The sequence below is a fragment of the Micromonospora sp. L32 genome (assembly GCF_052068055.1).
Lineage (GTDB): Bacteria > Actinomycetota > Actinomycetes > Mycobacteriales > Micromonosporaceae > Micromonospora > Micromonospora purpureochromogenes.
This window is the reverse complement of the sequence record NZ_JBQHDD010000019.1, coordinates 21,556-45,372: the sequence shown is the minus strand read 5'-3', so window position 1 is coordinate 45,372 and position 23,817 is coordinate 21,556. Positions and strand designations below refer to the sequence as shown.

At 69.3% G+C, this 23,817-nt stretch carries 22 protein-coding genes; 11 read left to right on the top strand and 11 right to left on the bottom strand.

Annotated elements, in window-relative coordinates; translation table 11 throughout:
- Positions 1 to 77 precede the first annotated feature (77 nt).
- Both ACTMTB_RS30455 and ACTMTB_RS30450 read left to right on the top strand, forming a co-directional pair.
- Positions 78 to 1,757: a DNA repair helicase XPB gene (locus ACTMTB_RS30455; protein ID WP_441149579.1), complete on the top strand. Its 1,680-nt coding sequence runs from the start codon at positions 78 to 80 to the stop codon at positions 1,755 to 1,757.
- Positions 1,758 to 2,543: 786 nt separating this feature from the next.
- On the top strand, positions 2,544 to 6,146 hold the full coding sequence (locus ACTMTB_RS30450; protein WP_441149578.1) for a KAP family P-loop NTPase fold protein: 3,603 nt from the start codon (positions 2,544 to 2,546) through the stop codon (positions 6,144 to 6,146).
- A 631-nt stretch (positions 6,147 to 6,777) separates the two neighbouring features.
- On the opposite strand, the gene ACTMTB_RS30445 is transcribed toward ACTMTB_RS30450, so the two are convergent.
- On the bottom strand, positions 6,778 to 7,005 hold the full coding sequence (locus tag ACTMTB_RS30445) for a winged helix-turn-helix domain-containing protein (RefSeq protein WP_441149577.1): 228 nt from the start codon (positions 7,003 to 7,005) through the stop codon (positions 6,778 to 6,780).
- Between the two features lie 415 nt (positions 7,006 to 7,420).
- On the opposite strand from ACTMTB_RS30445, the gene ACTMTB_RS30440 reads away from it, so the two are divergent.
- Together ACTMTB_RS30440 and ACTMTB_RS30435 are read left to right on the top strand one after the other, a co-directional pair.
- Positions 7,421 to 7,657 (top strand): DivIVA domain-containing protein, encoded by a 237-nt coding sequence (locus ACTMTB_RS30440; protein ID WP_441149576.1) that lies wholly within the window; start codon positions 7,421 to 7,423, stop codon positions 7,655 to 7,657.
- A complete protein-coding gene (locus ACTMTB_RS30435; protein ID WP_238447883.1) occupies positions 7,654 to 7,920 on the top strand; it encodes a hypothetical protein in 267 nt (88 codons plus the stop codon). Before ACTMTB_RS30440 ends, ACTMTB_RS30435 begins: the two co-directional genes overlap by 4 nt.
- Positions 7,921 to 8,000: 80 nt before the next feature.
- On the opposite strand, the gene ACTMTB_RS30430 is transcribed toward ACTMTB_RS30435, so the two are convergent.
- The 4 genes from ACTMTB_RS30430 to ACTMTB_RS30415 form a co-directional block, all read right to left on the bottom strand.
- On the bottom strand, positions 8,001 to 8,960 hold the full coding sequence (locus ACTMTB_RS30430; protein WP_441149575.1) for a zinc metalloprotease: 960 nt from the start codon (positions 8,958 to 8,960) through the stop codon (positions 8,001 to 8,003).
- Between the two features lie 239 nt (positions 8,961 to 9,199).
- Positions 9,200 to 10,087, bottom strand: a complete 888-nt coding sequence (locus tag ACTMTB_RS30425; protein ID WP_441149574.1) for a hypothetical protein — start codon at positions 10,085 to 10,087, stop codon at positions 9,200 to 9,202.
- 5 nt (positions 10,088 to 10,092) lie between these two features.
- Positions 10,093 to 10,608: a SigE family RNA polymerase sigma factor gene (locus ACTMTB_RS30420; RefSeq protein WP_441149573.1), complete on the bottom strand. Its 516-nt coding sequence runs from the start codon at positions 10,606 to 10,608 to the stop codon at positions 10,093 to 10,095.
- A gap of 81 nt (positions 10,609 to 10,689) precedes the next feature.
- Positions 10,690 to 11,448 carry a TIGR03089 family protein gene (locus ACTMTB_RS30415; protein WP_441149572.1) on the bottom strand — a complete coding sequence of 253 codons (759 nt, stop codon included), beginning with the start codon at positions 11,446 to 11,448 and terminating at the stop codon, positions 10,690 to 10,692.
- 133 nt (positions 11,449 to 11,581) lie between these two features.
- Here ACTMTB_RS30415 and ACTMTB_RS30410 point away from each other — a divergent pair, with 133 nt between their 5' ends.
- Positions 11,582 to 12,319 carry a hypothetical protein gene (locus tag ACTMTB_RS30410; protein ID WP_441149571.1) on the top strand — a complete coding sequence of 246 codons (738 nt, stop codon included), beginning with the start codon at positions 11,582 to 11,584 and terminating at the stop codon, positions 12,317 to 12,319.
- On the opposite strand, the gene ACTMTB_RS30405 is transcribed toward ACTMTB_RS30410, so the two are convergent.
- The 3 genes from ACTMTB_RS30405 to ligD (ACTMTB_RS30395) are packed head-to-tail and all read right to left on the bottom strand — an operon-like array spanning position 12,237 to position 15,288.
- Positions 12,237 to 13,403 (bottom strand): hypothetical protein, encoded by a 1,167-nt coding sequence (locus ACTMTB_RS30405; protein ID WP_441149570.1) that lies wholly within the window; start codon positions 13,401 to 13,403, stop codon positions 12,237 to 12,239. The two genes, ACTMTB_RS30410 and ACTMTB_RS30405, sit on opposite strands and share 83 nt — an antisense overlap.
- Positions 13,404 to 13,442: 39 nt before the next feature.
- On the bottom strand, positions 13,443 to 14,357 hold the full coding sequence (gene ligD / locus ACTMTB_RS30400) for a non-homologous end-joining DNA ligase (RefSeq protein ID WP_441149569.1): 915 nt from the start codon (positions 14,355 to 14,357) through the stop codon (positions 13,443 to 13,445).
- The gene (gene ligD, locus ACTMTB_RS30395; protein ID WP_441149568.1) at positions 14,347 to 15,288 is read right to left on the bottom strand and encodes a non-homologous end-joining DNA ligase; all 942 of its coding nucleotides are present in this window, start codon (positions 15,286 to 15,288) and stop codon (positions 14,347 to 14,349) included. Before ligD (ACTMTB_RS30395) ends, ligD (ACTMTB_RS30400) begins: the two co-directional genes overlap by 11 nt.
- Before the next feature lie 85 nt (positions 15,289 to 15,373).
- On the opposite strand from ligD (ACTMTB_RS30395), the gene ku reads away from it, so the two are divergent.
- A complete protein-coding gene (gene ku / locus ACTMTB_RS30390; RefSeq protein WP_441149567.1) occupies positions 15,374 to 16,393 on the top strand; it encodes a non-homologous end joining protein Ku in 1,020 nt (339 codons plus the stop codon).
- Positions 16,394 to 16,503: 110 nt separating this feature from the next.
- Complete coding sequence (locus ACTMTB_RS30385; protein ID WP_441149566.1) at positions 16,504 to 17,076, top strand: PASTA domain-containing protein; 573 nt, start codon at positions 16,504 to 16,506, stop codon at positions 17,074 to 17,076.
- 55 nt (positions 17,077 to 17,131) lie between these two features.
- Here the strand turns inward: ACTMTB_RS30385 and ACTMTB_RS30380 are convergent, their stop codons facing one another.
- Complete coding sequence (locus tag ACTMTB_RS30380; RefSeq protein WP_441149565.1) at positions 17,132 to 17,524, bottom strand: PPOX class F420-dependent oxidoreductase; 393 nt, start codon at positions 17,522 to 17,524, stop codon at positions 17,132 to 17,134.
- A gap of 183 nt (positions 17,525 to 17,707) precedes the next feature.
- Here ACTMTB_RS30380 and ACTMTB_RS30375 point away from each other — a divergent pair, with 183 nt between their 5' ends.
- The 4 genes from ACTMTB_RS30375 (at position 17,708) to ACTMTB_RS30360 (ending at position 21,443) form a co-directional block, all read left to right on the top strand.
- Positions 17,708 to 18,346, top strand: a complete 639-nt coding sequence (locus tag ACTMTB_RS30375) for an FKBP-type peptidyl-prolyl cis-trans isomerase (protein WP_441149564.1) — start codon at positions 17,708 to 17,710, stop codon at positions 18,344 to 18,346.
- 143 nt (positions 18,347 to 18,489) lie between these two features.
- Positions 18,490 to 19,314: an SCO6745 family protein gene (locus ACTMTB_RS30370; RefSeq protein ID WP_441149587.1), complete on the top strand. Its 825-nt coding sequence runs from the start codon at positions 18,490 to 18,492 to the stop codon at positions 19,312 to 19,314.
- Positions 19,315 to 19,350: 36 nt separating this feature from the next.
- Complete coding sequence (locus ACTMTB_RS30365) at positions 19,351 to 20,007, top strand: HAD family hydrolase (protein ID WP_441149563.1); 657 nt, start codon at positions 19,351 to 19,353, stop codon at positions 20,005 to 20,007.
- 422 nt (positions 20,008 to 20,429) lie between these two features.
- Entirely contained in the window at positions 20,430 to 21,443 is a 1,014-nt protein-coding gene (locus ACTMTB_RS30360) for an NADPH:quinone reductase (RefSeq protein ID WP_441149562.1), read from the top strand.
- 3 nt (positions 21,444 to 21,446) lie between these two features.
- On the opposite strand, the gene ACTMTB_RS30355 is transcribed toward ACTMTB_RS30360, so the two are convergent.
- On the bottom strand, positions 21,447 to 21,857 hold the full coding sequence (locus tag ACTMTB_RS30355) for a DUF1801 domain-containing protein (protein ID WP_441149561.1): 411 nt from the start codon (positions 21,855 to 21,857) through the stop codon (positions 21,447 to 21,449).
- Between the two features lie 270 nt (positions 21,858 to 22,127).
- Positions 22,128 to 23,762, bottom strand: a complete 1,635-nt coding sequence (locus ACTMTB_RS30350) for a fatty acid--CoA ligase (RefSeq protein WP_441149586.1) — start codon at positions 23,760 to 23,762, stop codon at positions 22,128 to 22,130.
- Between the last annotated feature and the right edge of the window lie 55 nt (positions 23,763 to 23,817).

Here is a 23,817-nt window from a genome sequence, read left to right as displayed (position 1 = left end):
TGGATGGTCGGCCAGCGGCGGGGTGTCCCCGCCGATGACGGGTAGCCGACAAGCCCGGCCGACGAGAGGACACTGGCGTGAGCGGTGGACCACTGATCGTGCAGTCCGACAAGACCCTGCTGCTGGAGATCGACCACCCCGACGCGCAGGCCTGCCGGATGGCGATCGCGCCCTTCGCCGAGCTGGAGCGCTCCCCGGAGCACGTGCACACCTACCGGCTCACCCCGCTGGGACTGTGGAACGCCCGGGCCGCCGGCCACGACGCCGAGGCCGTGGTGGACGCGCTGATCAAGTACTCCCGCTACCCGGTGCCGCACGGGCTGCTGGTGGACGTGGCCGAGACGATGGACCGGTACGGCCGGCTCCAGCTCGCCAACGACCCGGCGCACGGCCTGGTGCTGCGGGCGCTGGACCGGCTGGTGCTGATCGAGGTCGCCAAGAGCAAGAAGCTCGCCGGCATGCTCGGCAACAAGCTCGACGACGACACCATCCAGGTGCACCCCTCCGAGCGCGGCCGGCTCAAGCAGGCGCTGCTCAAGCTGGGCTGGCCGGCGGAGGACCTGGCCGGGTACGTCGACGGCGAGGCACACCCGATCGAGCTGGCCGAGGCCGGCAAGGACGGCCGCAAGCCGTGGACGCTGCGCTCGTACCAGCGGGAGGCGGTCGAGGCTTTCTGGGCCGGCGGGTCGGGCGTGGTCGTGCTCCCCTGCGGCGCGGGCAAGACGCTGGTCGGGGCGGCGGCGATGGCCGAGGCGAAGGCCACCACGCTGATCCTGGTCACCAACACCGTCGCCGGCCGGCAGTGGAAGCGGGAGCTGATCGCCCGCACCTCGCTGACCGAGGAGGAGATCGGCGAGTACTCGGGCGAGCGCAAGGAGATCCGCCCGGTCACCATCGCGACGTACCAGGTGCTCACCTCGCGGCGCGGCGGCGCGTTCACCCACCTGGACCTGTTCGGCGCCCGCGACTGGGGCCTGGTCGTCTACGACGAGGTCCACCTGCTGCCCGCGCCGATCTTCCGGTTCACCGCGGACCTCCAGGCCCGCCGGCGGCTGGGCCTCACGGCGACATTGGTACGCGAGGACGGCCGGGAGGGCGACGTGTTCAGCCTGATCGGCCCCAAGCGGTACGACGCGCCGTGGAAGGACATCGAGTCGCAGGGCTGGATCGCCCCGGCCCAGTGCACCGAGGTACGGGTGACGCTGACCGACGCCGAGCGGATGTCCTACGCGACGGCCGAGGCCGAGGAGCGCTACCGCATGGCGGCGACCGCCCGGACCAAGCTGCCGGTGGTGAAGGCGCTGGTCGACCGGCACCCGGACGAGCAGACCCTGGTGATCGGTGCGTACATCGACCAGCTGCACCAGCTCGGCGAATACCTCGACGCGCCCATCATTCAAGGCTCGACCACCAACAAGGAGCGGGAACGGCTCTTCGACGCCTTTCGGTCGGGTGAGCTGCGCACGCTGGTGATCTCCAAGGTGGGGAACTTCTCGATCGACCTGCCGGAGGCGGCGGTGGCGATCCAGGTCTCCGGGACGTTCGGGTCGCGGCAGGAAGAGGCGCAGCGGCTCGGGCGCGTGCTGCGGCCGAAGGCCGACGGACGGCAAGCGCACTTCTACACGGTGGTGTCCCGGGACACGATCGACACGGAGTACGCGGCGCATCGGCAGCGGTTCCTGGCGGAGCAGGGGTACGCGTACACGATCGTGGACGCCGACGACGTGCTCGGGCCCAAGCTGCCGACGATCGACTGAGCTTGTCGATGCGTTAGGTCGGCGAAGTAGCGGTATCCAGTCGCCCCGGTAGCCCAACGTCAGCAACTGGCCGCGACCGGCGTCGACGAGCCGCTGCGAGGCGTCGCGGATTGACGTTGGGAGTCAACCTTTATAGGGGCTAGCTTGCCGTCTTGCTACCTCGCTACCGGACGTCTCGTTTACTGGCAGGTGTGCAATGAGTACGCCCCATGCCTTGATGCCTCCCGAAGTGACTTGCTTGGTCGCGCCCTAGCCGAGATGCGGCCGTCGCTTTCTTGACCCGCTGACACGCTCGACTCGGCCAGTCGCCTGCCCATTCAACGGACTGTCGCCCTGGCGACGGGCTCATGTACAAGCACCCCGTGCATTCTTGTGTCCCGGACGGATCTGGATAGGGTCTGGGCGTTTTGAAATGGGATAGGGCCGCATGCCGACCTCGTCGCCGGTGGCTCCTGGAAGCTGGGTGATTCAGCAAGCCCCGACCGCCGAGCACCTGTGACGCGGCGACCCCCAGCGCTCCGCACGAGCAGCTGCCGGGCCCGCATTCCTCGATCCGCTGCCGCACCCAAAGCGGCGGCGGCGGAACTTGGATAAGGGCTAAATCAAATCATTTCGGACGAATGCCTAAGCCTTTCGCTTCTGCATGGCGGAGAGGCACCGAGCCTCCGGGGATGTTTTGTAGGCGCTGGCAGCTAACGGCGGCATGCAGCAACGTCTAAGATGAGCAAAGTTTTGGAGCCGTCCTAGCACGGATAGCTTGTCGCATCACCTCCGTAAGGGAGATCAATGCCGAAGCACGGTGGACCGAAACCGCCTACTGAGTTCCTCGAGGACGCCGCGGTACGCGAAGCGGAACAGGATCGCCTCGGTCACATTGCTCTCGCCGACGAGCTACTTAAACTCGTGACGACTGTTCCCACTCCGGCAACCATTGGTCTCTTCGGATCATGGGGGTCTGGGAAGTCTGGGATCGGGCAGTTGCTGCGGCAGCGGCTAGCGGAATACAATCCGACACATCATTATGTGCGGGTTGATGCCTTCAGGCACGAGGGTTTGGCGCTCTCCCGTGAATTCATCAGAGAAGTGGCTGAAGCGCTTGGCACTGCCAACAGTCAGGACATCCAAAAGTTAAACGCAACAACTCAGACTAGCCGCAAGGTCGTCCAACTCGGCTGGCGAGGATGGCTCATCCTAGTCGCGTCCACCTCAGCTGTTCTGACGATCGCAGCCACCTTGTTGACTTGGTCTGCCATTGTCAACGTGACTTCCACCCAGACCATCTGGCAGGCGATCAGCGCAAAAGCTCCCCAACTGCTACCGGTAATTCTTCCCGGGGCGCTAATCGGAGCTATAGTGGCCATATTCGGGCGGCAGTTGAGCGTGGATGTAAAGACCGACCCAGCCAAAGAGCCGGACGAATTTGGGCAAGCATATCGAAGGATCGTAGCGAAGGCGAAAGGCCGCGTCGTCGTCTTCATCGACGAACTCGATCGATGCTCCGCAACTCAGGTCGTGTCAACCTTGGACACCCTTCGAACCTTTCTAGGCGTCGACAACTGCGTTTATGTCGTGGCAGTGGACCAGCAAGTCGTCGAACGAGCCGCAAGCCTCGCTTCGAGCCAAGTGACGCCACACGAACCGCAGAATCCGTATCACGGTGCCGGTAGTGCATACATTGACAAGGTTTTCCAATACCGGGTTCAGGTTCCGCCAGTCAGGGCCCGACGTGTTGTCCGCTTTGCTGGAGACATGATTGCACCCCTTGGCGGTGTTTGGGATGAGTTTGACAAGCGTGCGTTGGCACAGGTCCTCGTTCCCACCCACGTGCGGAGCCCGCGGCGCGTCAAGGCACTCGTAAATACGTTTACGGTTTCGTACCGCCTTCTTAAACAACGGGCAGCCCAACAGTATCTTTCTATCGAGCAAGCGCCAGCACGGGCGATGGAGTTGGCTAAGCTTGTCGCCCTCCGCGTAGAGTTTCCCCTATTTGCCGAGGACTTAGCTCGGCATCCCGAATTAACAAACCTAATACTAGAAATGTCGGAAGGAAAGGCCAAAGAAAATTTTCTCGGATACAGCCTACAAATACTAGCGCTGGCCGAGCAGTATGCGATGAGAAGGCTGCCACTCGACCAGAACTTGGCGAAAGACGATGCAGAGGATACAGATGTTGCCCAACAAGTACAGGGCGACCAGTTACTTGCGTACTTGAGAAAGACGCGTGCCATTCCGGGGCCACGCGAGGACCTGATTTATTTAGAAGACGCCGGGATTGCCTTCGGCCTGCCCGGAGATATAGCAGAACAGCTTGAGGATGTAGCCGCCAATGGACAAAATGCAGAGCTGAAAAGCCTTATTTCGCAGCTCGATCCGGACGCGCGGCTATCGTCGGTGCGCCTCTTGGTAACACAGCTAAAGAGCATCGACTCAGGCGTTGAGTCGTCCAACTTCATTACCGCGCTTAGCATTGCGCTTGATTCAATCACGTTGGACCAGCTCAAGGATGTCGCACCTGAAACAATGCAGTCGCTCTCCAACTGGAAAGCGAGCGACATGCCAAAGGGCACAAGCGCCTCCCTCCTTCGGGTGGCCGCATACGCTGGGCCGATTGGCCAGCCCCTGGTGGAGCAGATACTAGGCCAAGAAAACATCTTCTTGGAAACCGATATTACGCCGGTCGGCTTGCTGGCGCTTCCGGGTGTAAGTGACAAAGAAGGCGTCGTCCGAGCCATAGCCGGGCACCTTCTCAAAGATGAATTAGAGCGGGTGCGCCATAACCTCGAAGAGCTAAGCGCCATGCCGGTCAGTGCGTTGGCCTCGCTTTCTACACGACTGCTTGATCAGCTGCAGCAGATAGTTTCAGAGGCCCAAACGCGGCGGAGGGCAAGTACCTCCGAACAAAGGCCACCATCGGCCACCAGCACGCCAGCAGGGGCCGACAAGCCTGCGGATCTGGACGAGGTTGTGTGGATGCGGGAACTCGTTGGCATCTCAGATGTCTGTCGTGGCCCACTGCAGGAGGCGATCCTTGCGGCAGCGTTGTCAATCGACGACAAGAAGAGCGGCCGCCTGGCGATTGAGGCATTGCCTACGTCCGTCGAGAGCATTGAGCTTGCGAATGCAATAGTCAAGAAAATTAAAGGTGAGTATGTCAGGGTCTGGCCATCCAGACTTCAGCACATCAAGGTTGTGCTGAGCGATTCGATTCTAGACAATTTGGATCGGCAGGCGGTGGCGGATGCATGTAGTCTAAATGAAGACCTCACTCCGAACGAATTCATGGCTGCGTTGGATGCTATAGCCCAGCTACGTTCCGACCGGTTGAGGGTGCTAGACCTGAGCGACAACTTCGTGGCTGATCTACAGTCCGGCGACGGTTCATTGGAGAAGACTACTCGTGCGATCAACGCCGTCGGTTCTTGCGTCAGTGCCATGCAGACTGGGCGGGTTTCTCCGGTAGCCTCCGCCCGATTGACCTCTGTGCTGCGAGAACTCTTAGCCGTCACTCCAGAGGGCGAGATGTCGGGCCTAGTTGAGGTTTGGCAGGATGCCCTCGGTGCGGCGGAGGTGTGGCGGCAATACGTCAGCGGCGAGTCGTGCCTGAGTCTCATCAATGCTGCGGCGTCCAGTCCATGGCTTTCGGAACCGACGTCGACAATATTTGCGCTTAAGTTGGTGTCGAAGGCAGAATCAATGGCTGAGCTACCATCGGTGACAAGCCTTGCCGCAGTACGAGATGTCGTGCAGGAGTTTCCTGAAGCCGCCTCCGAGATCGTTGCGCTCTGGATCGAGGCCAAGGGTGAAGCAGAGGGAGCCTACGAACTTCTTAGGGCCGCGCCCGGATCAACCAAGTCGGAGCGCATTGTGGAGGCAATCCGACGCCGCGCCCTGGCAGAGCGGGAGTTCCGCTTGAAGCTTGGCAAGGAACTGGCGGTAGGGTCGGTCGACGATGAGGTGAGGCCGGAAATCCTCGAAGCTCTTGAATTGCAGCGTGTCCCGGTAGATCTCCTCGTCGCATGGATTCTAGAAGCATACTTGCTGGCAACTACGGTTGATCAGCGCAGTAGAGTGTTGCGGCTATGGGAATGTCTGAGCATTACGTCGAGGAATGCCCTCAACCAGTTGATCGATGCTGTTTTCTTGCCCGTAGCACGATCAGGAAAGGGCGGCCTTCGAGCAGCGGCGAAGAACGTGCATTTGATTGCGCGTGCTGGGGCTCAAGCGAAGGTCCGCGCTCGGGAGGAGTTGCTTGATCTGGCGTCGAAAGCGGACCGTGATCTTCAGAGAATGGTCGAGCAACAACTGGAGCAAGCCGGCTTGGTGAACCGGCGCCGTGGCCTTAAGGGTCTCCTTGGCGGTGGTTTGGAGAAGCCTGAGATAAGCGATTGACTGTTGGTCTTCGGACGGCAACGACAGCCCCTCCGGACCGCCCTGGGTCCGCTGGCGACCGGAATCGGCCACCCCTGCCGGCCGTAAACCTAAGAGCGATCAGGGGCCAGAAGGCCCCGGGACTCTGACCGGAACCCCGTCCTCTCAATCAGCCGCGTCCCCCCTTGCCGGGCACCACAACGGCTACCAGCCTCCAGGCGCGAAAGGCTGGACGACCTATGACTGCCTACTAGAGATTCCTGCCGGTGACGCCATCTTGCAGAACGGCTGCTTTCGGCGTTGCTGTCATCGGTTGCCGACCACCTTGCATGAGGCACAGACCGAGCGAGGCTGCGGCCGCGCCTCGGCTGGGTCGGCTGCCAACGTCTGCTCACGGCTGTGTGGCAGGATCTGCGAACGATCTGTCACGGCATGTCGAGGCTTGGCGATCCTGGTGATGTGTACCCACCGTCTCCCCCTGACCCGAGTGAACCGGTTCTAGCCCGCCACCGACCCCGCCGGGACCGAGCGCGGCACCTGGGCATCTGCAGAGGCTGCTGTTGCGACGCGGTCTAAAAGCTTCGGTAGCCTTCTTCGCCGCCTCGTTCGTCTTCTCTCGGGCTCAGCCGTCGACCGGGCGCTGCAGGCCTGGTCAATGTCCAGTGAACTCCGCCACGAACACTCCCCGACCCGGGCGGCCCACCAGCACACCCTGCTCTCGCAGCCTTGCTACCGCGCGGTGGATCGTCGACAGCGACAGGTCATAGTGATCGGACAGTTCCTGGGTGGAAGGAATCTGCGACCCGGGTGGGAACTCGCCCTCGTCAATCCTCCTCAGCAGGTCGTTGATCAGCTCATCCATGGTCGGTGGAATCGGCACGTGGAGGCCCCTTGCGATCGGTTGGCCCTCCCAGTATCGAGCACCGGCTGACAGAGCGGCAATAACTGGAAGGGAAGCAGCAGGAAGCACTCCAGCTAGATTCGAGAGGTAAGAGAGCGTTGACAGAGGTGAGAGGTATCGGTAGCGTCGCTCTCGGTGATGCGGTGCTGCTGCGGTCGGTTGGCGCCTCTCGTACCGGTCTCGCATCGCCGCCGAGACCTCACCCTCCGCGCTCCCCCGGCGCGGCCCTGCCGCCGTACCGCCGATTGAGGCTGCGGTGGCAGGGCGGGGCGGCCTCCGCCGACCGCAACCGGCGGAGGCCGCCCCCTCCACTTCGACGCGACCCGACGAAGGGCGGTCCCCCGTGCGCGAACTGATCCGCCGACTGGTGAGCCGACGCGAGGAAAGACCACCGATGGCAGAAGCCAACCAGAGACAGCCCCTCCGGCCCTGGCAGATCCGCGAGCGCTGCTTCAACGTGCGCCGGCGCGGCCTCGACCCCGTCGAGATCCGCACCTTCCTGCACCGCGTGGCCGACGAACTCACCGTCGCGCAGACCGCCCTGGTCGCGGTGCAGGAGGAGAACGTACGGATCAAGAACGCGCTGCGCGCCTGGCAGAGCGCCCAGTCGGCGAACCACCGCTACCGATGAGCGACCGCTGGGTGATCCACCTGCCGGTCACCGCACCTGACCTGCTCCGGGCCCGGATCCTCGCTCGGACCGCCGCCCGGGTGCTGGCCCGGCTCAGCGCCCGCGTCGAGCCGGGCGGGGTGACCGTCTCGGCCGAGGACCAGCAGGGCGTACGCCACTGGGTCTTCTGCGACCGGCGACTGCCCGGCGGCGGCCGGTGTGCCCTGCCGGCCGACCACACCGCGCCCTGCTCACGGCGCGCGCCCTGGCTCAACCGGCGATGAAAGGCCGGGAACGTGGGCGTAACAGGAAAGGGGCTGGCGGACCGCTGAGTGCGGCCCGCCAACCCCCTGGCAGAGCGTGGTTACCCGGCGCCGCCGGCCCGGAACGCCACCCAGGCGTCGCTCATCCGGTCCGCCTGTCCCGCGGTGAACATGTCCATGCAGGAGTCCTGCGTGTAGTCCATGAAGTTGTGGATCGGGTCCAGCCCGGGTGCGGTGCAGGTATCCGCGCCCACCGGGCAGTTGAACTGCGGATGCGCTTCACGCGGGGTGTCCGCGACGAAGTCGCCGGAAGCGGAGCACCCGTGCGCGAAGGTGTGCTCCAGCATCAGCCAGTGCCCGACCTCGTGCGTCAGGGTGTCACCCAGGGCGTACTTGCCGGCGGTGCCGCCCGGCATCGACTCGTCGAGGATCACCACGCCGTCGATGTAGTCGCGGCCGTTGTTGTAGCCCTTCGGGAAGTACGCCCAGCCGAGCAGCCCGCCGCCGATGTTCCCCGCGTACACGTTCAGGGTGCGGGAGTCGCCGGTGTACAGCGCCTTCTTCATGTCCCGCTCGTTCTTGCCCGGCACGACCGTGTACCAGTCGCTGTTCACCGTCCACGTCGTGTCGACGAGGTCGAACCGGAACGGGGTGTCGGCGGCGTTCGCGGCGGTGCTGCCGGCGAACGAGTCGTTGAGCACCTTCATCTGCGCCGCGATCAGGCTGTTCCACCGGGTCGTCTCGGCCGCGCTGAGCGGGTGGTCGGAGACCATGTGGAAGACCGTGGGCACGGTGACGCTGCCGTTGGCCAGGCGCGGGGAATCCTTGATCACGCCGTAGGCGTTCGCCTCGTTCTTCGAATACAGCTCCGGCTCCTGGGCGGTGGCGCCCTCGGCGACCCGGGCCACGCTGTGCTCGTCGGCACCCGGCTCACACGCCTCGACACCCGGGGAGACGGTCACGGGTGCTGCCGCCGCCGCGCTGTAGGCGCCACCGGACGCCAGGAACGTGGCGGCGGTGGCGGTGAGGACTGCCAGTCGGAAGGTCGGTCTCCTGTGCATCGGTGCACCTTTCAGGGGATGGAGACGGTGCGGAATCGACGCGGGGTTGCCATGACCAGGTCAATGACGTCGTCTTCCCGGTATAAGACCACGTCAGCGGCGCCGGCAACAGCCCTGCGGACCGGCTCATGCGGCAGGCGTACGGCAAAGCCAGAGCTGCCCGCGGCCGTCGGGCCGCGGGCAGCTTGTCGCTGGATGGGAGACCACCAACCGGTCAGCGGTCGTCCCGGGGCATGGAACTACTTGGTGACCCTGACGACGTTGGTCGGGCGCTCCACCTTCACCGCGACGCCGTAGTCGAACAGTTCGAGCGTCGAGCCGAACGTGCCCTTGTCGAGCCGGCCCTTCGCCGTCGACTGCCAGGTGCCGGTGAGTACCACCTTCGCGATCCGACCGTCGCTGTCGAGCGTGACGTCACCGGACGTGGTGGTCGACCCCTTCTCCTCCGACGTCGTGTAGCCGAAGTGCAACGTCCCGTCAGGGTTGTCCGAGATGGTCGCATTCGCGCTCTTCAACGCCGTGAACAGCGCCGCCGGGTCGGGCGCCGCGGCACCCAGGACGGTACTCCCGTCGGCGTACAGGGACAGCCGGTCGTACTTGCCCGGGTACTGGGCGTACTTACCGTACCTCTCGCCCAGGCCCTTGTCGGCCGGCAGCTTGCCCGGCGGTGGTTCCGCGCCTTCGTACCTGGTGCCGTTGATCAGCAGCTCGGTCATGACCGAGTCGTCCTGCCCCACCCGGGCGTACCCGGTGGCCGTCTTCGGGTCGAACGCGCCCTCGTACGTCAGTCCTTGCGGCCCCGAGTTGGTCAGCCGAATCCGGTAACTGATGTTCTCGCTGGCAGTGACGGCCGAGACCAGTTCCATCGCCGGCGAGGCCGGCTCGGATCGCGACGGCGCCTCGGCGGTGACGCCCGGACGGCCGGACGTCGGCGTCGTCGCGACGGTTGCCGCCGTGGCGACGCCCAGCGCCAGCACCGCGCACGTCGCACTGACCATCGTGGTCGTCCGGCGCCGGCGGGCCCGCCGGCCGCGATCGAGGAGCGCCCCCATCGGGGGTACGGAGTTCGGTTCGCCGTCGACGATGTCGTGCAGCCGGTGGGCGAGCTGATCGTCAAAAGTGTTCATCGCTTCTACCTGCTTACCGCGTAGGAGGGTTCATCGAGAAGGTGGCGGAGCTTGTCCAGCGCCCGTGCGTTCTGGCTCTTGACCGTGCCCACCGAGCAGCCCAGCACCTGAGCGACCTCGCGCTCGGTCAGGTCCTCGTAGTGGCGGAGCACCACCACCGCACGCTGCTTCGCCGGTAGCGACAGCAGCGCCCGGCGCAGGACGACGGCGTCGGGGCCGACGTCGCCCGCCGGGGCGGCCCGCTCGGGGACGTCCGCGACGAGGCTCTCCCGGCGACGCCGTCGCCAGATCGAGGTCTGGTTGTTGACCAGGGCGCGGCGCAGGTAGGCGTGCGGGTCGTCGAGCCGGGACAGCCGCCGCCACCGCTCGTACACCTTGACCAGGCTGTCCTGGAGCAGTTCCTCAGCCCGCCACCGGTCGCCGGTCAGCAGCATGGCCAGCCGGATATGTCGCTGCCAGGCCACCTCGACGAAGGCGACGTACGACCGGTCCGCCGCGGAGAGTGGTTGTGTTGGGGTCACGCCCCTACCACGTGGCGGTGCCGCAGAAGGTTGTCGCGGCCCGCGGACATTTCCGGGGTGCCGCGGAGCCCGGCTGACGTCTCACAGGACCCGGGTGACCTGCTCGGCGGCGCTCCGCTCGTCCAGCGTCGACCGGTCCAGGTTCGCGCAGATCACCACCGACGCGCCGGCGGCCAGCGGGGCGAGCAGCCACTTCAGCGGCTGCTCGTGCTCGGCCGCGTCGACCAGCAGCCGGTCACCGACCCGCAGGTCGAGCTGCTCCGCCACGGCCCGCGCGACGCTCCCCCACTCGCCGTAGCTGGTGCCGTCCGGGCTCGCCGGGTCCGAGGCGTGGATCGTGGCGGCGGCGGGCAGGGCGTCGGTGTGCCGGAGCACCTCGGCGGACCAGTCGAGCCAGCCCAGGGGCACGTCGTCCAGCGACCCCGGCCCGGTGCCGACCAGGTAGCGGTGCGTCCCCTCGGGTACGTCCTCCAGCCAGTCGTCGAGGCGTTCCGGGGTCACGAACACCGCGTCGTACGGCCGGTCGCCGCCCGGTTCGAGCACCGGCAGCCCGGCGGTGGCGCGCGGCCGGTACGACACCGCCAGCCCGGCCGACCAGGCGCCGAGCAGCACCGCGGCGGTACGCCAGTGCGGCGGCAGCAGCACCGCGACGCGGCTGCCCGGGCCCAGCCCGCAGCCGTCGCGCAGCAGCCCGGCGCAGCGCGCCGCCCAGCCGCCGAGCTGGTGCGCGGTCAGCGCCGTCCGTTCGCCGGTCGCCCCGTCCAGGTACGTCAGCAGCGGCGGGCCGGCCTCGTCCACCGCGGCTCGCCCCCACACGACCGGGTCCTGGACGGTGTCCATCGGGCGTCCTCCTCCTGATGACGACGCCTCACCCTACCGATCGAGCGGGGATCAGCGAGCCGTCGACGGCCCCGGCCGCCACGCCCAGCCGACTACACTCGCGGCCACATCCGCTCTGGAACGGGGCAGTCGAATGGGCGAACTGTTGTCGACAGTCGTGCAGATCGTCAGCTCGTATTTCACCAGGATGCTGGACCGGCGGGCGGTGTCCCGGGACGCGAAGGTCGCCGCCGAACTGATGGCCGTCGTCCTGGCCCTCCAGGAGGTGTGCCTCACCGGGCACCGGATCCTCGCGCTCGCCGGCACGATCGTCTCGGGCACCGCGCGACCCGACGACGTGACGGAGTTCGCCGCCGCGCTCCGCCGGCAGTCCACCCTGGTGGACCAGCTCAGAAGCAGGATCGAGGCCGCGCGCCCGCTGCTCGCCACCGTCGAGGTGGAGTTCGCCCTGAGCGTGGCGCCGTTCCTCGACGCGAAGTCGGGGCTGCTGACCCGCTGGCAGCAGCAGGCGGCCATGAGTCAGTTCTCCACCACCACGCTGCTCTTCCTGCCTGCCGAGAGCGTCACCCGGGCGGTGGCGGCGAGCCGGCCCCGCCCCGACGCCACCGCGCTCGACCTGGACCGGACGGATTTCGTGCTGGTGGTGGCCGACGAGGTGCGCGGTGTGCGCCGCCGGGAGGTGCGGGACATCCGCACGGCCACCGACGCCGAGCGCGACCCGGTGCTGCGGGACATCGAACAGGCCCGGGCCAGGCTGGAGACCGCGACGCAGCTCTGCGCCGGGTTGCTCACGGCGATTCGGGAGACCGTCGGGCCGGAGGCGTTCGCCGAGTTGCGGCGGAACCTGGCGAGTCGGGAGCTTCGCCACTGAGCCCGCCCGACCGGCCCAGCTCGGGGTCCCGGGGGTAGCCGCCGTACCGGGCCAGCGCGTACGAACCGACGCCCGTGGCCAGGAGGCTGAGCGAGGCCATGCCGAGTTCCCTGCTGAGTTCCTCCGCGTTGAACATGAGTCGTTGGAACAGCCCGCTGCCCCTCGCCTGGTCGGTGAGCCGGATCTCGTCGAGCGACGCGCGCCGCTCCGGGAAGGAGAACCGCAGTCCGAGCAGGGCGTGCAGGGTGCCGGCCGGCGCGATCCGCAGGTCGACGGCACAGCCGCCGTCGGGGTAGAGCGAGACCTCGAACCGCGCGTCCGGCAGACCCGCCGAGATCAGCTCGCGGAACCGGCGCGGCGGGATCGGCACCCAGCGCCGCCACGACCCGATGAACTCCTCGTCCGCCCGGGCCACCGTCATCACCGGCTCCAGTGCCGTCAGGTCGGCGATCGTCATGGCGTCGATCTCGGCCCGGAGATCCCGCGCCGGGGGTGGCGCCGGGTGGAGCAGTCGTACCCCGCCGGCCTCCGCCACCAGCCCGTCCCACTCCCGGTCGGGTCGGAACCGCCCGAGGCAGAAGTCGTCGCCCAGTTTGGCGGCGAGGTGCTGCCACCAGGCCGCCGCGCGTACCGGCCGCAGCCCGAACCGCATGGCGCCGACGATGAAGCAGCGGTGCAGCACGAGGGTGGCACTCACGGCATCCACGTCGACCATCGGGCCGTCCAGGGCGCGCGCCGCGCCGACGGCGTCGCGTTCCATCTCCGTGTACGCGACGAGCGGCGGCGCGTTCGTGATCCGCACCGGGATGGCGCTGTCGAGCTGGGAGGCGGGATCGACCGGCGCCCACACCACGTCGTCGTTCAGAACGATCAGCGGTCGCAGCTCCTCGTCCTGCCGCACCACCAGCTCCAGGGCCGGATCTCCGCGCGGGGAGAAGATCTGCCGGGCCCGGAGCACGGAGTCGGGGTGCAGCCGTACGGTGTCGGCGATGGCCGGCACGGCGACGTGCAGCTCGGGTCCGTCCGCCCGGACCTGGAGCGCCGGCAGGGTACGCAGTGCGCTGACGAGTTCACCGCTGTCCATGCGCAACTGTATCGGGACATCGGTGGACGAGGATGTCCCTCAGGGCGCGGGCAGCTCCGGGCCGCCCTCCAGCAGCGGCGCGAGCAGGTCCCCCTGCTTCTCCACCCGCTTGAGCACCTCGGTCGCCGTGTACGGCTTCGTCGCCGGCCGCTTGCCGGCCGCCCCGGCCTCGACCTCGTCCCAGGTCAGCGGCGTCGACGCCGACGGCACCGACTGGGCGCGCAGCGAGTACGGCGCCACCGTCGTCTTCGCCGCGTTGTTCTGGCTCCAGTCGATGAAGACCTTCCCCGGCCGCAGGTTCTTCGCCATCTTCGACACGATCAGCTTCGGGTGCGCCCGCTCCAACTCCTGGGCGATCCGCCGCGCGTACGCGGACACGTCGTCGGCGTCCTGCGTCCCCGCGATCGGGCAGCAGAGCTGCATGCCCTTCTTCCCCGACGTCTTCGGGTACGCGTCGATGCCGTCGTCGGCCAGCCGGTCGCGCATCAGCAGCGCCACCTGGCAGCACTGGCGTAGTGCCGCCGGCGCGCCCGGGTCCAGGTCGACCACCATCATGTCCGGGTGCTCGCCGACCTTCCACTGCGGCGTGTGCAGCTCCAGCGCGGCGAGGTTGGCCAGCCAGACCAGGGTGGGCAGGTCGTCGGCGACCACGTAGTCAATGGTCTCCCGTCCCTTGCTCGACCCGGGCGCGGGCAGCGTCTCGGTGCGTACCCAGTCGGGGGTCGCGGCCGGGGCGTTCTTCTCGAAGAACGAGCCGCCAGTGACCCCGTTGGGGAAGCGGATCCGGGTCAGCGCGCGGTCGGCCAGGTGCGGCAGCAGGACCGGGGCGATCCGGGTGTAGTAGTCGATCACCTCGCCCTTGGTGAACCCCGCTTCGGGATAGAGCACCTTGTCCAGGTTGGACAGCTCCAGCGTCCGCCCCTCGACCTCCACCCGGAACCGCTCAGCCGGCATCGTCGACCTCCTCCGGTGGCTTGTCCGGCCGCAGCCGCAGCACCCGGGGGAACCGCAGCCGCCCGTCGGGCGTGCGCTGGCCGTACTTGACCTCCACCACGACCCGGGGTGTTACCCAGATGGCGCCCCGGGCATCCTCGCGTGGCACGTCACCGGAGAACGGCGACGCCGCCGCGCGCAGCGGCTCCAGCTCGCGCAGCAGCTCCCGCTCCAGCGCCGCGCCGATCCCGCCGCCGACCCGGCCCCGGTAGATGAGCCGCCCGTCCGGCCCGGGCACCCCCACCAGCAGCCCGCCGATCTTCCGCGCGCCGGGCCGCCAGCCGCCGATCACGAAGTCGCCGGTCACCTCCAGCTTGACCTTGAGCCAGTCGGGTGAGCGCACGCCGGCCCGGTAGACCGAGTCGAGCCGCTTGGCCATCACCCCCTCGAGCCCGTGCTCGCCGGCCGCCTCGTAGGTGGCCGCGCCGTCGGCGAAGGTCGGGGGCACCGCCCACCGGGCCGCGCCGAGCCCGAGCCCCTCCAGCGCCTCCCGCCGCTCCCGGTAGGAGCGTCCGGTCAGGTCGTCGCCGCGCAGCCGGAGCAGGTCGAAGATCATGTACGTCACCGGGGCCGCCGCCGCGAGCCGGGCCGCCTTCGCCGGATCGCGGACGTGCATCCGTTCGGCCAGCGCGGTGAACGAGGGCTGCCCGGTCTGGTTGAGCAGCACCACCTCGCCGTCGAGCAGCGCGTCGTCGACCTGCTCGGCCAGGGTGATCAGCTCGGGGTACGCGGCGGTGATCTCCACGCCGCTGCGGGCGTACATGTGCTGCCGGCCGCCGGTGATGTCGGCCAGCGCCCGGACGCCGTCCCACTTGAACTCGTACGCCCAGCCGTCATCCACCGGGAGCGGCCCGGTCATCGCGAGCATCGGCTTCAGCGGCGCGCCGGGCACCTTTCGATGGTAGTTGCGCAGCGAAGAGCGTGCGCCCCGTTCGATCGTTTGCGATCCTGGGCAGAACCGGGGAGAGGAGCGCGGCATGCGGGCGATCTGGAAGGGTGCCGTGTCCTTCGGGCTGGTGTCGATCGGCGTGAAGCTCTACTCGGCCACCGAGGAGAAGGACATCCGCTTCCACCAGGTGCACCGGGCCGACGGCGGCCGGATCCGCTACAAGCGCACCTGCCAGGTCTGCGGCGAGGAGGTCACCTACGACGACATCGCCAAGGGCTACGACCTGGGCGGCGGCGAGATGGTGATCCTGACCGACGAGGACTTCGCGGAACTGCCGCTGACCAGCTCACGCGCGATCGACGTGCTGGAGTTCGTCCCCGCCGAGCAGGTCGACCCGATCCTCTACAACAAGGCGTACTTCCTGGAGCCGGAGGGCTCGGCGACCAAGCCGTACGTGCTGCTGCGCGACGCGCTCGCCGACTCGGAGCGGGTGGCGATCGTCAAGGTGGCGCTGCGCCAGCGCGAACAGCTGGCCACCCTGCGGGTCCGCGAGGGCGTGCTGCTGCTGAACACGATGCTCTGGCCGGACGAGGTGCGTACCCCCGACTTCGGCTTCCTGGACGAGGACCTCAAGGTCCGTCCCCCGGAGCTGGCGATGGCCAGCTCCCTGATCGACTCGATGGCCGGCACGTTCGAGCCGGACGCCTTCACCGACGACTACCGGGCGGCGTTGCAGGAGGTCATCGACGCCAAGGTCGAAGGGCGGGAGGTGGTGCAGCCGGAGGAGGTAGAGGCCGCGCCGGCCGCCGCGGTGGACCTGATGGCGGCGCTGAAGGCCTCGGTCGAGCGGGCCCGGTCCGCCCGGGGCGAGCAGCCGGCCGCTGGTGCGGGTGAGCCGACGCCGATCTCGTCGGCCCGTTCGGCGCAGAAGGCGGCGAAGGCGGCGAAGGCGGCCCCGGCGAAGAAGGCGGCGGAGAAGAAGGCCGCCGCCAAGAAGGCGGAGCCGGCGAAAAAGGCAGCCGCCAAGAAGACCGCGGAGAAGAAGGCCGCCAAGGCGCCGGCGAAGAAGGCGGCCGCGAAGAAGGCCGCACCCCGCAAGACCGCCTGAGCTCCGATGGGTCCTGGCCGGTCGTGGGAGCCGCGACCTGACGCCCTAGCTGATCTTGATTAGCCGAGTGGCCGGTGCCGACAGTTGCTTGAGACAGCACAATTTGCCGCGTGACAAACGAACCACCCACCACTCCCTGGCCTGCCCACCAACCACCACCCGCCGCACCCCCGGGCCCGGCGTTCCTGGCGGCCCCGCCCCCTCCGGCAAAGCGCAAGCTCGGCAAGGGAGCGATCGTGGGCATCGCCGTCGGCGCCGTCGTCTTGTGCTGCTGCGGCCTGGGCGGCATCGGCGCCGTCTTCGGTGACGACGACAAGCCCGCCGCGCAGACCAGCCCCTCCGCCGCAGCGGTGGCCGAACGTGTCGTTCCCTCGATCGTCCCGACGACGGCCGCGCCGACCACGGCAGCCCCGTCCCCCAGCGCGGTCGTCACCACGGCGCCGGCCCCACCGCCCGCTCCCACCACGGTCGTCATGCCGAATCTCGTCGGGATGAACGCCGCCGTCGCTCAGGACAAGCTCCAGCAGCTCGGCCTGACGAAGATCCAGCTCGGCAGCCAGGACGAGAACGACACGGTCGTGCTGCTGGCGGCGAACTGGACGGTGACCAAGCAGTCCCACCGCAAGGGCACCAAGGTCGCACTCGACGAGCTGGTCGTGCTGACCTGCACCAAGCAGCGCTGACAGCGGCCACTGACCGCCGGCCCGATGGCCGGCGGTCAGCCGCGTCGCCGGCGGGTCAGCCGCGGCCGAGCTTCTGGGTGGGGGTGATCCGGACGATCACCCGCTGCTCGCCCGGCTGCCGGAACGGGTAGGTGTCCTGCCCGAGGTACTTCTTCGCCATCCGGTCGATGTGCTCGTCGGCGCCCTCGGTGACCAGCTCGGCGGTGCCCTTCACCCAGAGGGTGCGGAAGTCGTCGGCCTTGTCCACCACCGAGACCGCCACCACCGGGTTGCGCTCGATGTTGATGGACTTCTGCCGCCCCAGGGCGGTGTTGAAAAGGATGTGCTCGCCGTCGGTGTCCACCCACACCGGGGTGACGTGCGGGGTGCCGTCAACCTCGACGGTGGCCACGTGGGCCAGCTGGGGCTCGGCGAGCAGGGCCAGGTCTTCGTCGGTGAGGATCGCCATGGTCGTAGAACCTACCGCCGGAAGCACTCCGGCACCCGGACGAACCGGGATGACGGGGAGGCCGGGGACGGTAGGTGGGAGAGCGGGCGGGCGACGGGACACCGGCGGCATCGATCCAGGTACCGTGTGCGCTGGCCGCGGGTCGTCGGGCCGGTCCACCCACACCAGCAGGGAGTCGAGGACGTGAGCGAGCGTACGCAGAACCGGTCGGCGGGCCAGGGCCCGGAGTCGAAGGCGCAGCGGCGGCTGGCCGCCCAGCTTGCGGCGCAGAAGGCCGCCGAGGCGAAGAAGCGCCGGCAGGCCTGGCTGGGGGCGCTCGCCGGCCTCGCGGTGATCGCGGTGATCGTCGGGGTGTTCGTGGTGACCCGGGGCGGTGACGACGACCCGAAGCCGGCCGCGTCGCCCGCCGGCTGCCCAGGCGGCTTCCCGACCCTGCCCGACGGCGCCGACCGGGCGCTGTGCACCAAGCCGCCGGCCGGCAAGGGCGAGGGCGAACTCAGCGGCCTGAAGGCCACCCCGCTGATCCGGGGCACCGGCGCCGCCGCCCAGAGCGGCCAGCAGATCACCGTGAACTACGTCGGGGTGTCGTACCGGACGGGCGAGGAGTTCGACGCCTCCTGGAAGCGCTCGGAGCCGTTCTCCTTCATGCTCGGCCAGGGCAACGTGATCCCGGGCTGGGACCAGGGCCTGCAGGGGCAGACCGTGGGCAGCCGGGTGCAGCTGGACATCCCGGCCGACCTCGCGTACGGCGACAAGCCGCAGCGCCCGGGCGCGCCGTCCGGCCCGCTGCGCTTCGTCGTCGACGTGCTGGCGGTGCAGTAGCCCACAGAGGTCTTCCCGGCTGTCACCTACCCGCAGTAGGTTCGGGGTCACCGTGGGCGGTGCGCACCGCGTCACGGTGACCCCTCACCATCGTGGAGGTACGCGTGCCGGCGCTGGACGATCCCGGGCGGACCGCCCGGCTCATGTGGACGCACTTCGAACCCCTCCACGCGGTCACCTACTTCCATCCGCGCGCCCGCGCCGCGTACGAGGCGGTCGGGTTGCGCGGCTACTGGCGCGGGTACTTCGCCGGCCGGGCCGCCCCGCTCGGGCCCACCGAGGCGGCCCCGGTGATCGCCGCGTTCTTCAACTTCGCCCCGCCGATGGTGAACCGGGCGCTGCCGGCGGTCTGGCGGCTGGCCACCCCGCAGGAAGCGCTGCGGGCCCGGCTCACCGGCGCCGTGCAGGCCCTCGCCGAGCTGACCTACGAGCTGCCCGAGGCGCACCTGGCCGAGGCCGCCGACCTGCTGGAGGAGGCGGCCGCGGCGGTGGAGCCCGCCGGCCGGGTGCTCGGCGCGGCCAACGCCGCCCTGCCGCGCGGTGAATACCCGCTGGCCCGGCTCTGGCAGGCGGCCACCACGCTGCGCGAGCACCGGGGCGACGGGCACATCGCCGCCCTGGTCGCCGCCGACCTCGATCCGGTGGAGACGCTGGCCTGGCGGGTCGCGGTGGACCAACCGCTGCAGAACCTGCTCGGCCGGGGCTGGTCCGAGGAGCAGTGGCAGGCGGCGCGGGGCCGGCTGGCCGAGCGCGGCTGGCTCGGCCCGGACGGCGAGGCGACCGACGTCGGGCGGGCCCGGTTCCAGGCTGTCGAGGACGCCACCGACCTCGCCGCCGCCCGCCCCTGGCGCACACTCGGGGCGGACCGCACCGACCGCCTGCGCGAACTGCTCGAACCGATGGCCCGCGCCTGCCACACGGTGATCCCGGAGAACAGCCCGATCGGCCTGCCCGCCCTCCAGAGCTGACACCCCGCCCCGGCCCCGGTCGGGGAGGATGGGCGGGTGACGGTGGATGCGGTGGTGTTCGACCTCGACGGCGTGATCGTGGACTCCGAGCCGGTCTGGGAGGAGGTCCGGCGGGCGTACGTGGCCGCGCACGGCGGCACCTGGCAGCCGGACACCCAGCGCCGGCTGATGGGGATGAGCACCGGCGAGTGGGCCGACTACCTCAGCGGCGAGCTGGGCGTCGACCGCGACGCCGGCCAGGTCGCCACCGAGGTGGTCGAGGAGATGACCCGGCGGTACGCGCGGCACGTACCCCTGATCGACGACGCCGACCGGGTCGTGCGCGGGGTGGCCGCGCGGTGGCCGCTGGGGCTGGCCAGCTCGTCGCCGACCCGGCTGATCGCCGCGGCGCTGACCGCCATGGACCTGACCGACGCCTTCCGGGTGACGCTCTCCACCGAGGAGACCGCGCGGGGCAAGCCCGCGCCGGACGTCTACCTGGCCGTCGCCGACCGGCTCGGCGTCGACCCGGCCCGCTGCGTCGCGGTGGAGGACTCCTCCAACGGGGTACGCTCCGCGGCCGCCGCGGGCATGCGGGTGGTGGCGATCCCGCACGGGTCGTACCCGCTGGACCCGGACGCGGCTACCCTCGCCGCCGTGGTGCTGGCGTCGGTGCACGACCTCACTCCGGACCTGGTGGCTGGGCTCGGCTGACCCGGCCCACCGGTTGGCGTCAGATCCGACGGCTGCGGCTGGACCGGGGCAGGAACGGGGTGTCGCGGCGGTCTGCCGGGACCGGACAGCTTTCGTGGGTGGCCTCCGCCGGTGCCGCGCACCCGGCGTCGGTCGGACCGGCCTCGCAACCGAACGTCACGGGCGGCGTCGCCTCTGGTACGTCCCGCATGACCCCTCCTCCGCCGGCTACCCGGTGATACGGACGGCGGGCCCGGCGGGATCGGCCGGCGGCACCGGGCCCGCACTCCATCCCGGCGTCGTCACACAGGGTGAGGTCGGCGGTCGCCCCGGTGAGGTGCGGGTGCGCGGGCCGCCACCCGAGGGGATCGCGACCGGCGACGTCACCCCGACCCGCGCGGTTTCGGCGAAGATGGGGACGCGACTGTCGGAGGGAGACGGGGATGAAGGCGATCGTCTACGAGGAGACCGGCGACCCCTCGGTGCTGAAGCTGGTGGACCGGCCGGTGCCGGAACCCGGACGCGGCGAGGTGCTGGTCCGGGTGGCCGTCTCCGGGGTGAACCCGACCGACTGGAAGGGTCGCCGGCAGTGGCCGCTGCCGGCCGGCTGGCAGACCCCCGGCCAGGACGGCGCCGGCGTGGTCGAGGCGGTCGGCGAGGGCGTCGACCAGATCCTGATCGGCCAGCGGGTGTGGCTCTGGGAGGCCGCCTGGCAGCGCCCCTGGGGCACCGCCGCCGAGTACACCGTGGTCCCGGTCCGCCACGCGGTGAGCCTCGGCTCCGCCGACTTCGACCTGGGCGCCTGCCTCGGCATCCCGTTCCTCACCGCGCACCGCTGCCTCACCGCCGGGGAGTACATGCCGACCAAACTGCACGCCGGCGCGCTCAGCGACCACGTGGTGCTGGTGCAGGGCGGCGCGGGCGCGGTGGGCAACGCCGCGATCCAGCTCGCGCGCTGGGCGGACGCCTGCGTGATCACCACCGTCAGCAGCCCGGAGAAGGCGCAGTTCGCGGCGGCGGCCGGCGCGTCCTTCGTGATCAACTATCGGGAACAGGACGTGGTCGAGGAGGTCCGCAAGATCGCGCCCGACGGGGTGCACACGATCGTCGAGGTCTCCGCCGCCCGCAACGCCGCCACCGACGTGCAGCTGCTCCGCCCCGGCGGCGCGGTCTGCGTGTACGCCGACGACGGGGGCGCCGAGGTCACCCTGCCGATCCGGCCGCTCATGGTGCCCAATGCCCGCTGGCAGTTCGTGCTGGTCTACACCGAGCCGGCGGCGGCCAAGGCGCGGGCGGTCACCGACGTAGCGGCGGCGGTGGCCCAGGGCGGCGTACGGGTGGGCGGGGAGGTCGGCCTGCCCCTGCATTACTACCCGCTGGCCGACACGGCCGCCGCGCACCAGGCGGTGGAGGATTCGGTGGTTGGCAAGGTGCTGATCACCACCAGCGCGCAGTGACGGTCACTCGGCGCGGGCCTGGGCGACGGAGTCGCGGACCAGCTCGGTCAACACGTCGAGATCGACGTCGGCGAGCCGCTTGACGTAGAGGCAGCCCTTGCCGACGGTGTGCCGGCCCAGCCGGGCCAGCAACTGCTCCTTCTCGGGAAATCCCTCGCCGAGGTAGAGGGTGGTGGCCGCCTTGCGCGGCGAGAACCCGACCAGGAACCAGTCCAGCTCGCGACCGCTGGCGTAGCGCAGGTGCCGCTGCCCGAAGCCGACGATGGCGTCGCCCCACATGGTCGGCGGCTCGCCGGTGACCTGCCGCATCAGGTCGCGGACGGCGATGGCGTCGCGGCGGCGGGTCTCGTCCGGCACGGCGGCGAGGAAGTCGTCCACGCTGGCGGTGGTCGGGGCGGTCTTCAGGGTTGCCATGACGTCTCCGGTACTCGACGGGCGGGCCGGCCCGGGGGCGGCCGGTTCAGCCCGAGCCTACGAGCCGGCACCGACACCGAGCCCCGTGAGCTGGGCGGATTTCCTCGTCAGCGGGACAGAGGCGAACATGTTTCGCAAGAATGACTATTGCGGGTCGCCCCGCAAAAAGCGGGCGGCCCCGGCGCGGTGCGAACGCCGGGGCCGCCCCTGGGGAGGGATGCATTCAGGAGTACGTCCCTGCCCCTAACGGCGACGAGCCGCCGGAAAACGTTACGGCCCGGTCAGTTCCCGCACCTCCAGCCCGCCGTCGGCGTAGCGGGACCGGACCACCTTCTTGTCGAACTTGCCGACGCTCGTCTTCGGCACCGCGTCGATGAACGCCCACCGCTCCGGCAGCTGCCAGTGCGCCACCGACTTCGCCAGGAACGCCCGCAGCTCCTCCGCGGTCACCGAGGCGCCCTCGCGGATCACGACGGTGGCCAGCGGACGCTCGTCCCACCGCTGATCGGGCACCCCCACCACGCAGGCCTCCTGCACGTCGGGGTGGGCCATCAGCGCGTTCTCCAGCTCCACCGAGGAGATCCACTCCCCGCCCGACTTGATCACGTCCTTGGCCCGGTCGGTGAGGGTGATGTAGCCGTCCGGCGAGAGGGTCCCCACGTCACCGGTACGCAGCCAGCCGTCGCGGAACTTCTCCTCGTCCGGGGTGTCGTCGCCGACGTACCGGGCGGTCACCCACGGGCCCCGCACCTCTAGCTCGCCGACGGACGTCCCGTCGGCGGGCAGCGGCTCGCCCAGCGGGCCGACGATCCGCGCGGCCACCCCGGCCGGCACCCTTCCCTGCGTGTAGCGGTAGCGCCAGGCCTCGTCGCCGCTGGCGCCGGCCGGCGGCCGGGACACCGAGCCCAGCGGGGACATCTCGGTCATCCCCCAGGCGTGGATGACCTCGATGCCGTGCCGCTCGGCGAACGCGTGCATCAGCGCGGGCGGGCAGGCCGAACCGCCGACGATCACCTCCGTCAGCGAGGAGGTGTCCACGTCGTGGCTGTCCAGGTAGGACAGCAGGTCGTTCCAGATGGTCGGCACCGCGCCGGCCAGGGTGGGCCGCTCGGCGGCGATCATCTCGGCGATCGGCGCGGCCTGGAGGAACCGGTCCGGCATGATCAGCGACGCGCCGGAGAGGAAGGCCGCGTACGGCAGGCCCCACGACATCGCGTGGAACATCGGCACGATGGCCAGTTCCCGGTCGACCGGACCGAGGCCGAAGCCCTCCGGCATGCAGACCTGCAACGAGTGCAGGTAGATCGAGCGGTGCGAGTAGGCCACGCCCTTGGGGTTGCCGGTGGTGCCGGAGGTGTAGCAGAGGGCGGCGGCGTCCCGCTCGTCCACCTCGGGCCACTGGTAGCTGTCGGGGCGGCCGGCCAGCAGCTCGTCCCAGTGGTGCACGGTGATCCGGTCGCCGGTCGCCGCGACCAGCGGGGCGGGGTCGCCGCCGCCGACCACCACCACGTGTTGCACCGTGGTCATCTCACCGATCACCCGGGCCAGCAGCGGGATCAGCGTCGAGTCGACCAGCACCACCCGGTCCTCGGCGTGGTTGGCGATGTAGGCGACCTGGTCCGGGAAGAGCCGGATGTTGAGGGTGTGCAGCACCGCGCCCATGCTGGGCACCGCGAAGTACGCCACCAGGTGCTCGTTGTTGTTCCACATGAAGGTGGCGACCCGTTCGTCGCCGGTCACCCCGCACTCGTCGCGCAGGGCATGGGCCAGCCGGGCGGCGGCGCGGCCGACCTCGGCGTACGTCATCCGGCGGGGCTCGGCGCCGGTCCACGTGACGACCTCGGCCGTGCCGTGCACGGTGGAGCCGTGTTCGAGGATCCGGGCGACCTGGAGGGGGGCGTCCATCATCGTGCTACGCATGGGTAACAAGCTAGTGTCGCCGGTCACAGGTTGGGAACCC

Excerpts from the sequence above, each read along its gene's own strand:
- ACTMTB_RS30360 (WP_441149562.1), top strand. The coding sequence starts at position 20,430 with ATGAAGGCGATCGTCTACGAGGAGACCGGCGACCCCTCGGTGCTGAAG.
- ACTMTB_RS30435 (WP_238447883.1), top strand. The coding sequence starts at position 7,654 with ATGAGCGACCGCTGGGTGATCCACCTGCCGGTCACCGCACCTGACCTG.
- ACTMTB_RS30440 (WP_441149576.1), top strand. The coding sequence starts at position 7,421 with ATGGCAGAAGCCAACCAGAGACAGCCCCTCCGGCCCTGGCAGATCCGC.
- ACTMTB_RS30380 (WP_441149565.1), bottom strand. The coding sequence starts at position 17,524 with ATGGCGATCCTCACCGACGAAGACCTGGCCCTGCTCGCCGAGCCCCAG.
- ACTMTB_RS30370 (WP_441149587.1), top strand. The coding sequence starts at position 18,490 with ATGTGGACGCACTTCGAACCCCTCCACGCGGTCACCTACTTCCATCCG.
- ACTMTB_RS30405 (WP_441149570.1), bottom strand. The coding sequence starts at position 13,403 with ATGGACAGCGGTGAACTCGTCAGCGCACTGCGTACCCTGCCGGCGCTC.
- ACTMTB_RS30430 (WP_441149575.1), bottom strand. The coding sequence starts at position 8,960 with ATGCACAGGAGACCGACCTTCCGACTGGCAGTCCTCACCGCCACCGCC.
- ku (WP_441149567.1), top strand. The coding sequence starts at position 15,374 with ATGCGGGCGATCTGGAAGGGTGCCGTGTCCTTCGGGCTGGTGTCGATC.
- ligD (WP_441149569.1), bottom strand. The coding sequence starts at position 14,357 with ATGCCGGCTGAGCGGTTCCGGGTGGAGGTCGAGGGGCGGACGCTGGAG.
- ACTMTB_RS30350 (WP_441149586.1), bottom strand. The coding sequence starts at position 23,762 with ATGGACGCCCCCCTCCAGGTCGCCCGGATCCTCGAACACGGCTCCACC.
- ACTMTB_RS30410 (WP_441149571.1), top strand. The coding sequence starts at position 11,582 with ATGGGCGAACTGTTGTCGACAGTCGTGCAGATCGTCAGCTCGTATTTC.
- ACTMTB_RS30415 (WP_441149572.1), bottom strand. The coding sequence starts at position 11,448 with ATGGACACCGTCCAGGACCCGGTCGTGTGGGGGCGAGCCGCGGTGGAC.
- ACTMTB_RS30425 (WP_441149574.1), bottom strand. The coding sequence starts at position 10,087 with ATGAACACTTTTGACGATCAGCTCGCCCACCGGCTGCACGACATCGTC.
- ACTMTB_RS30450 (WP_441149578.1), top strand. The coding sequence starts at position 2,544 with ATGCCGAAGCACGGTGGACCGAAACCGCCTACTGAGTTCCTCGAGGAC.
- ACTMTB_RS30355 (WP_441149561.1), bottom strand. The coding sequence starts at position 21,857 with ATGGCAACCCTGAAGACCGCCCCGACCACCGCCAGCGTGGACGACTTC.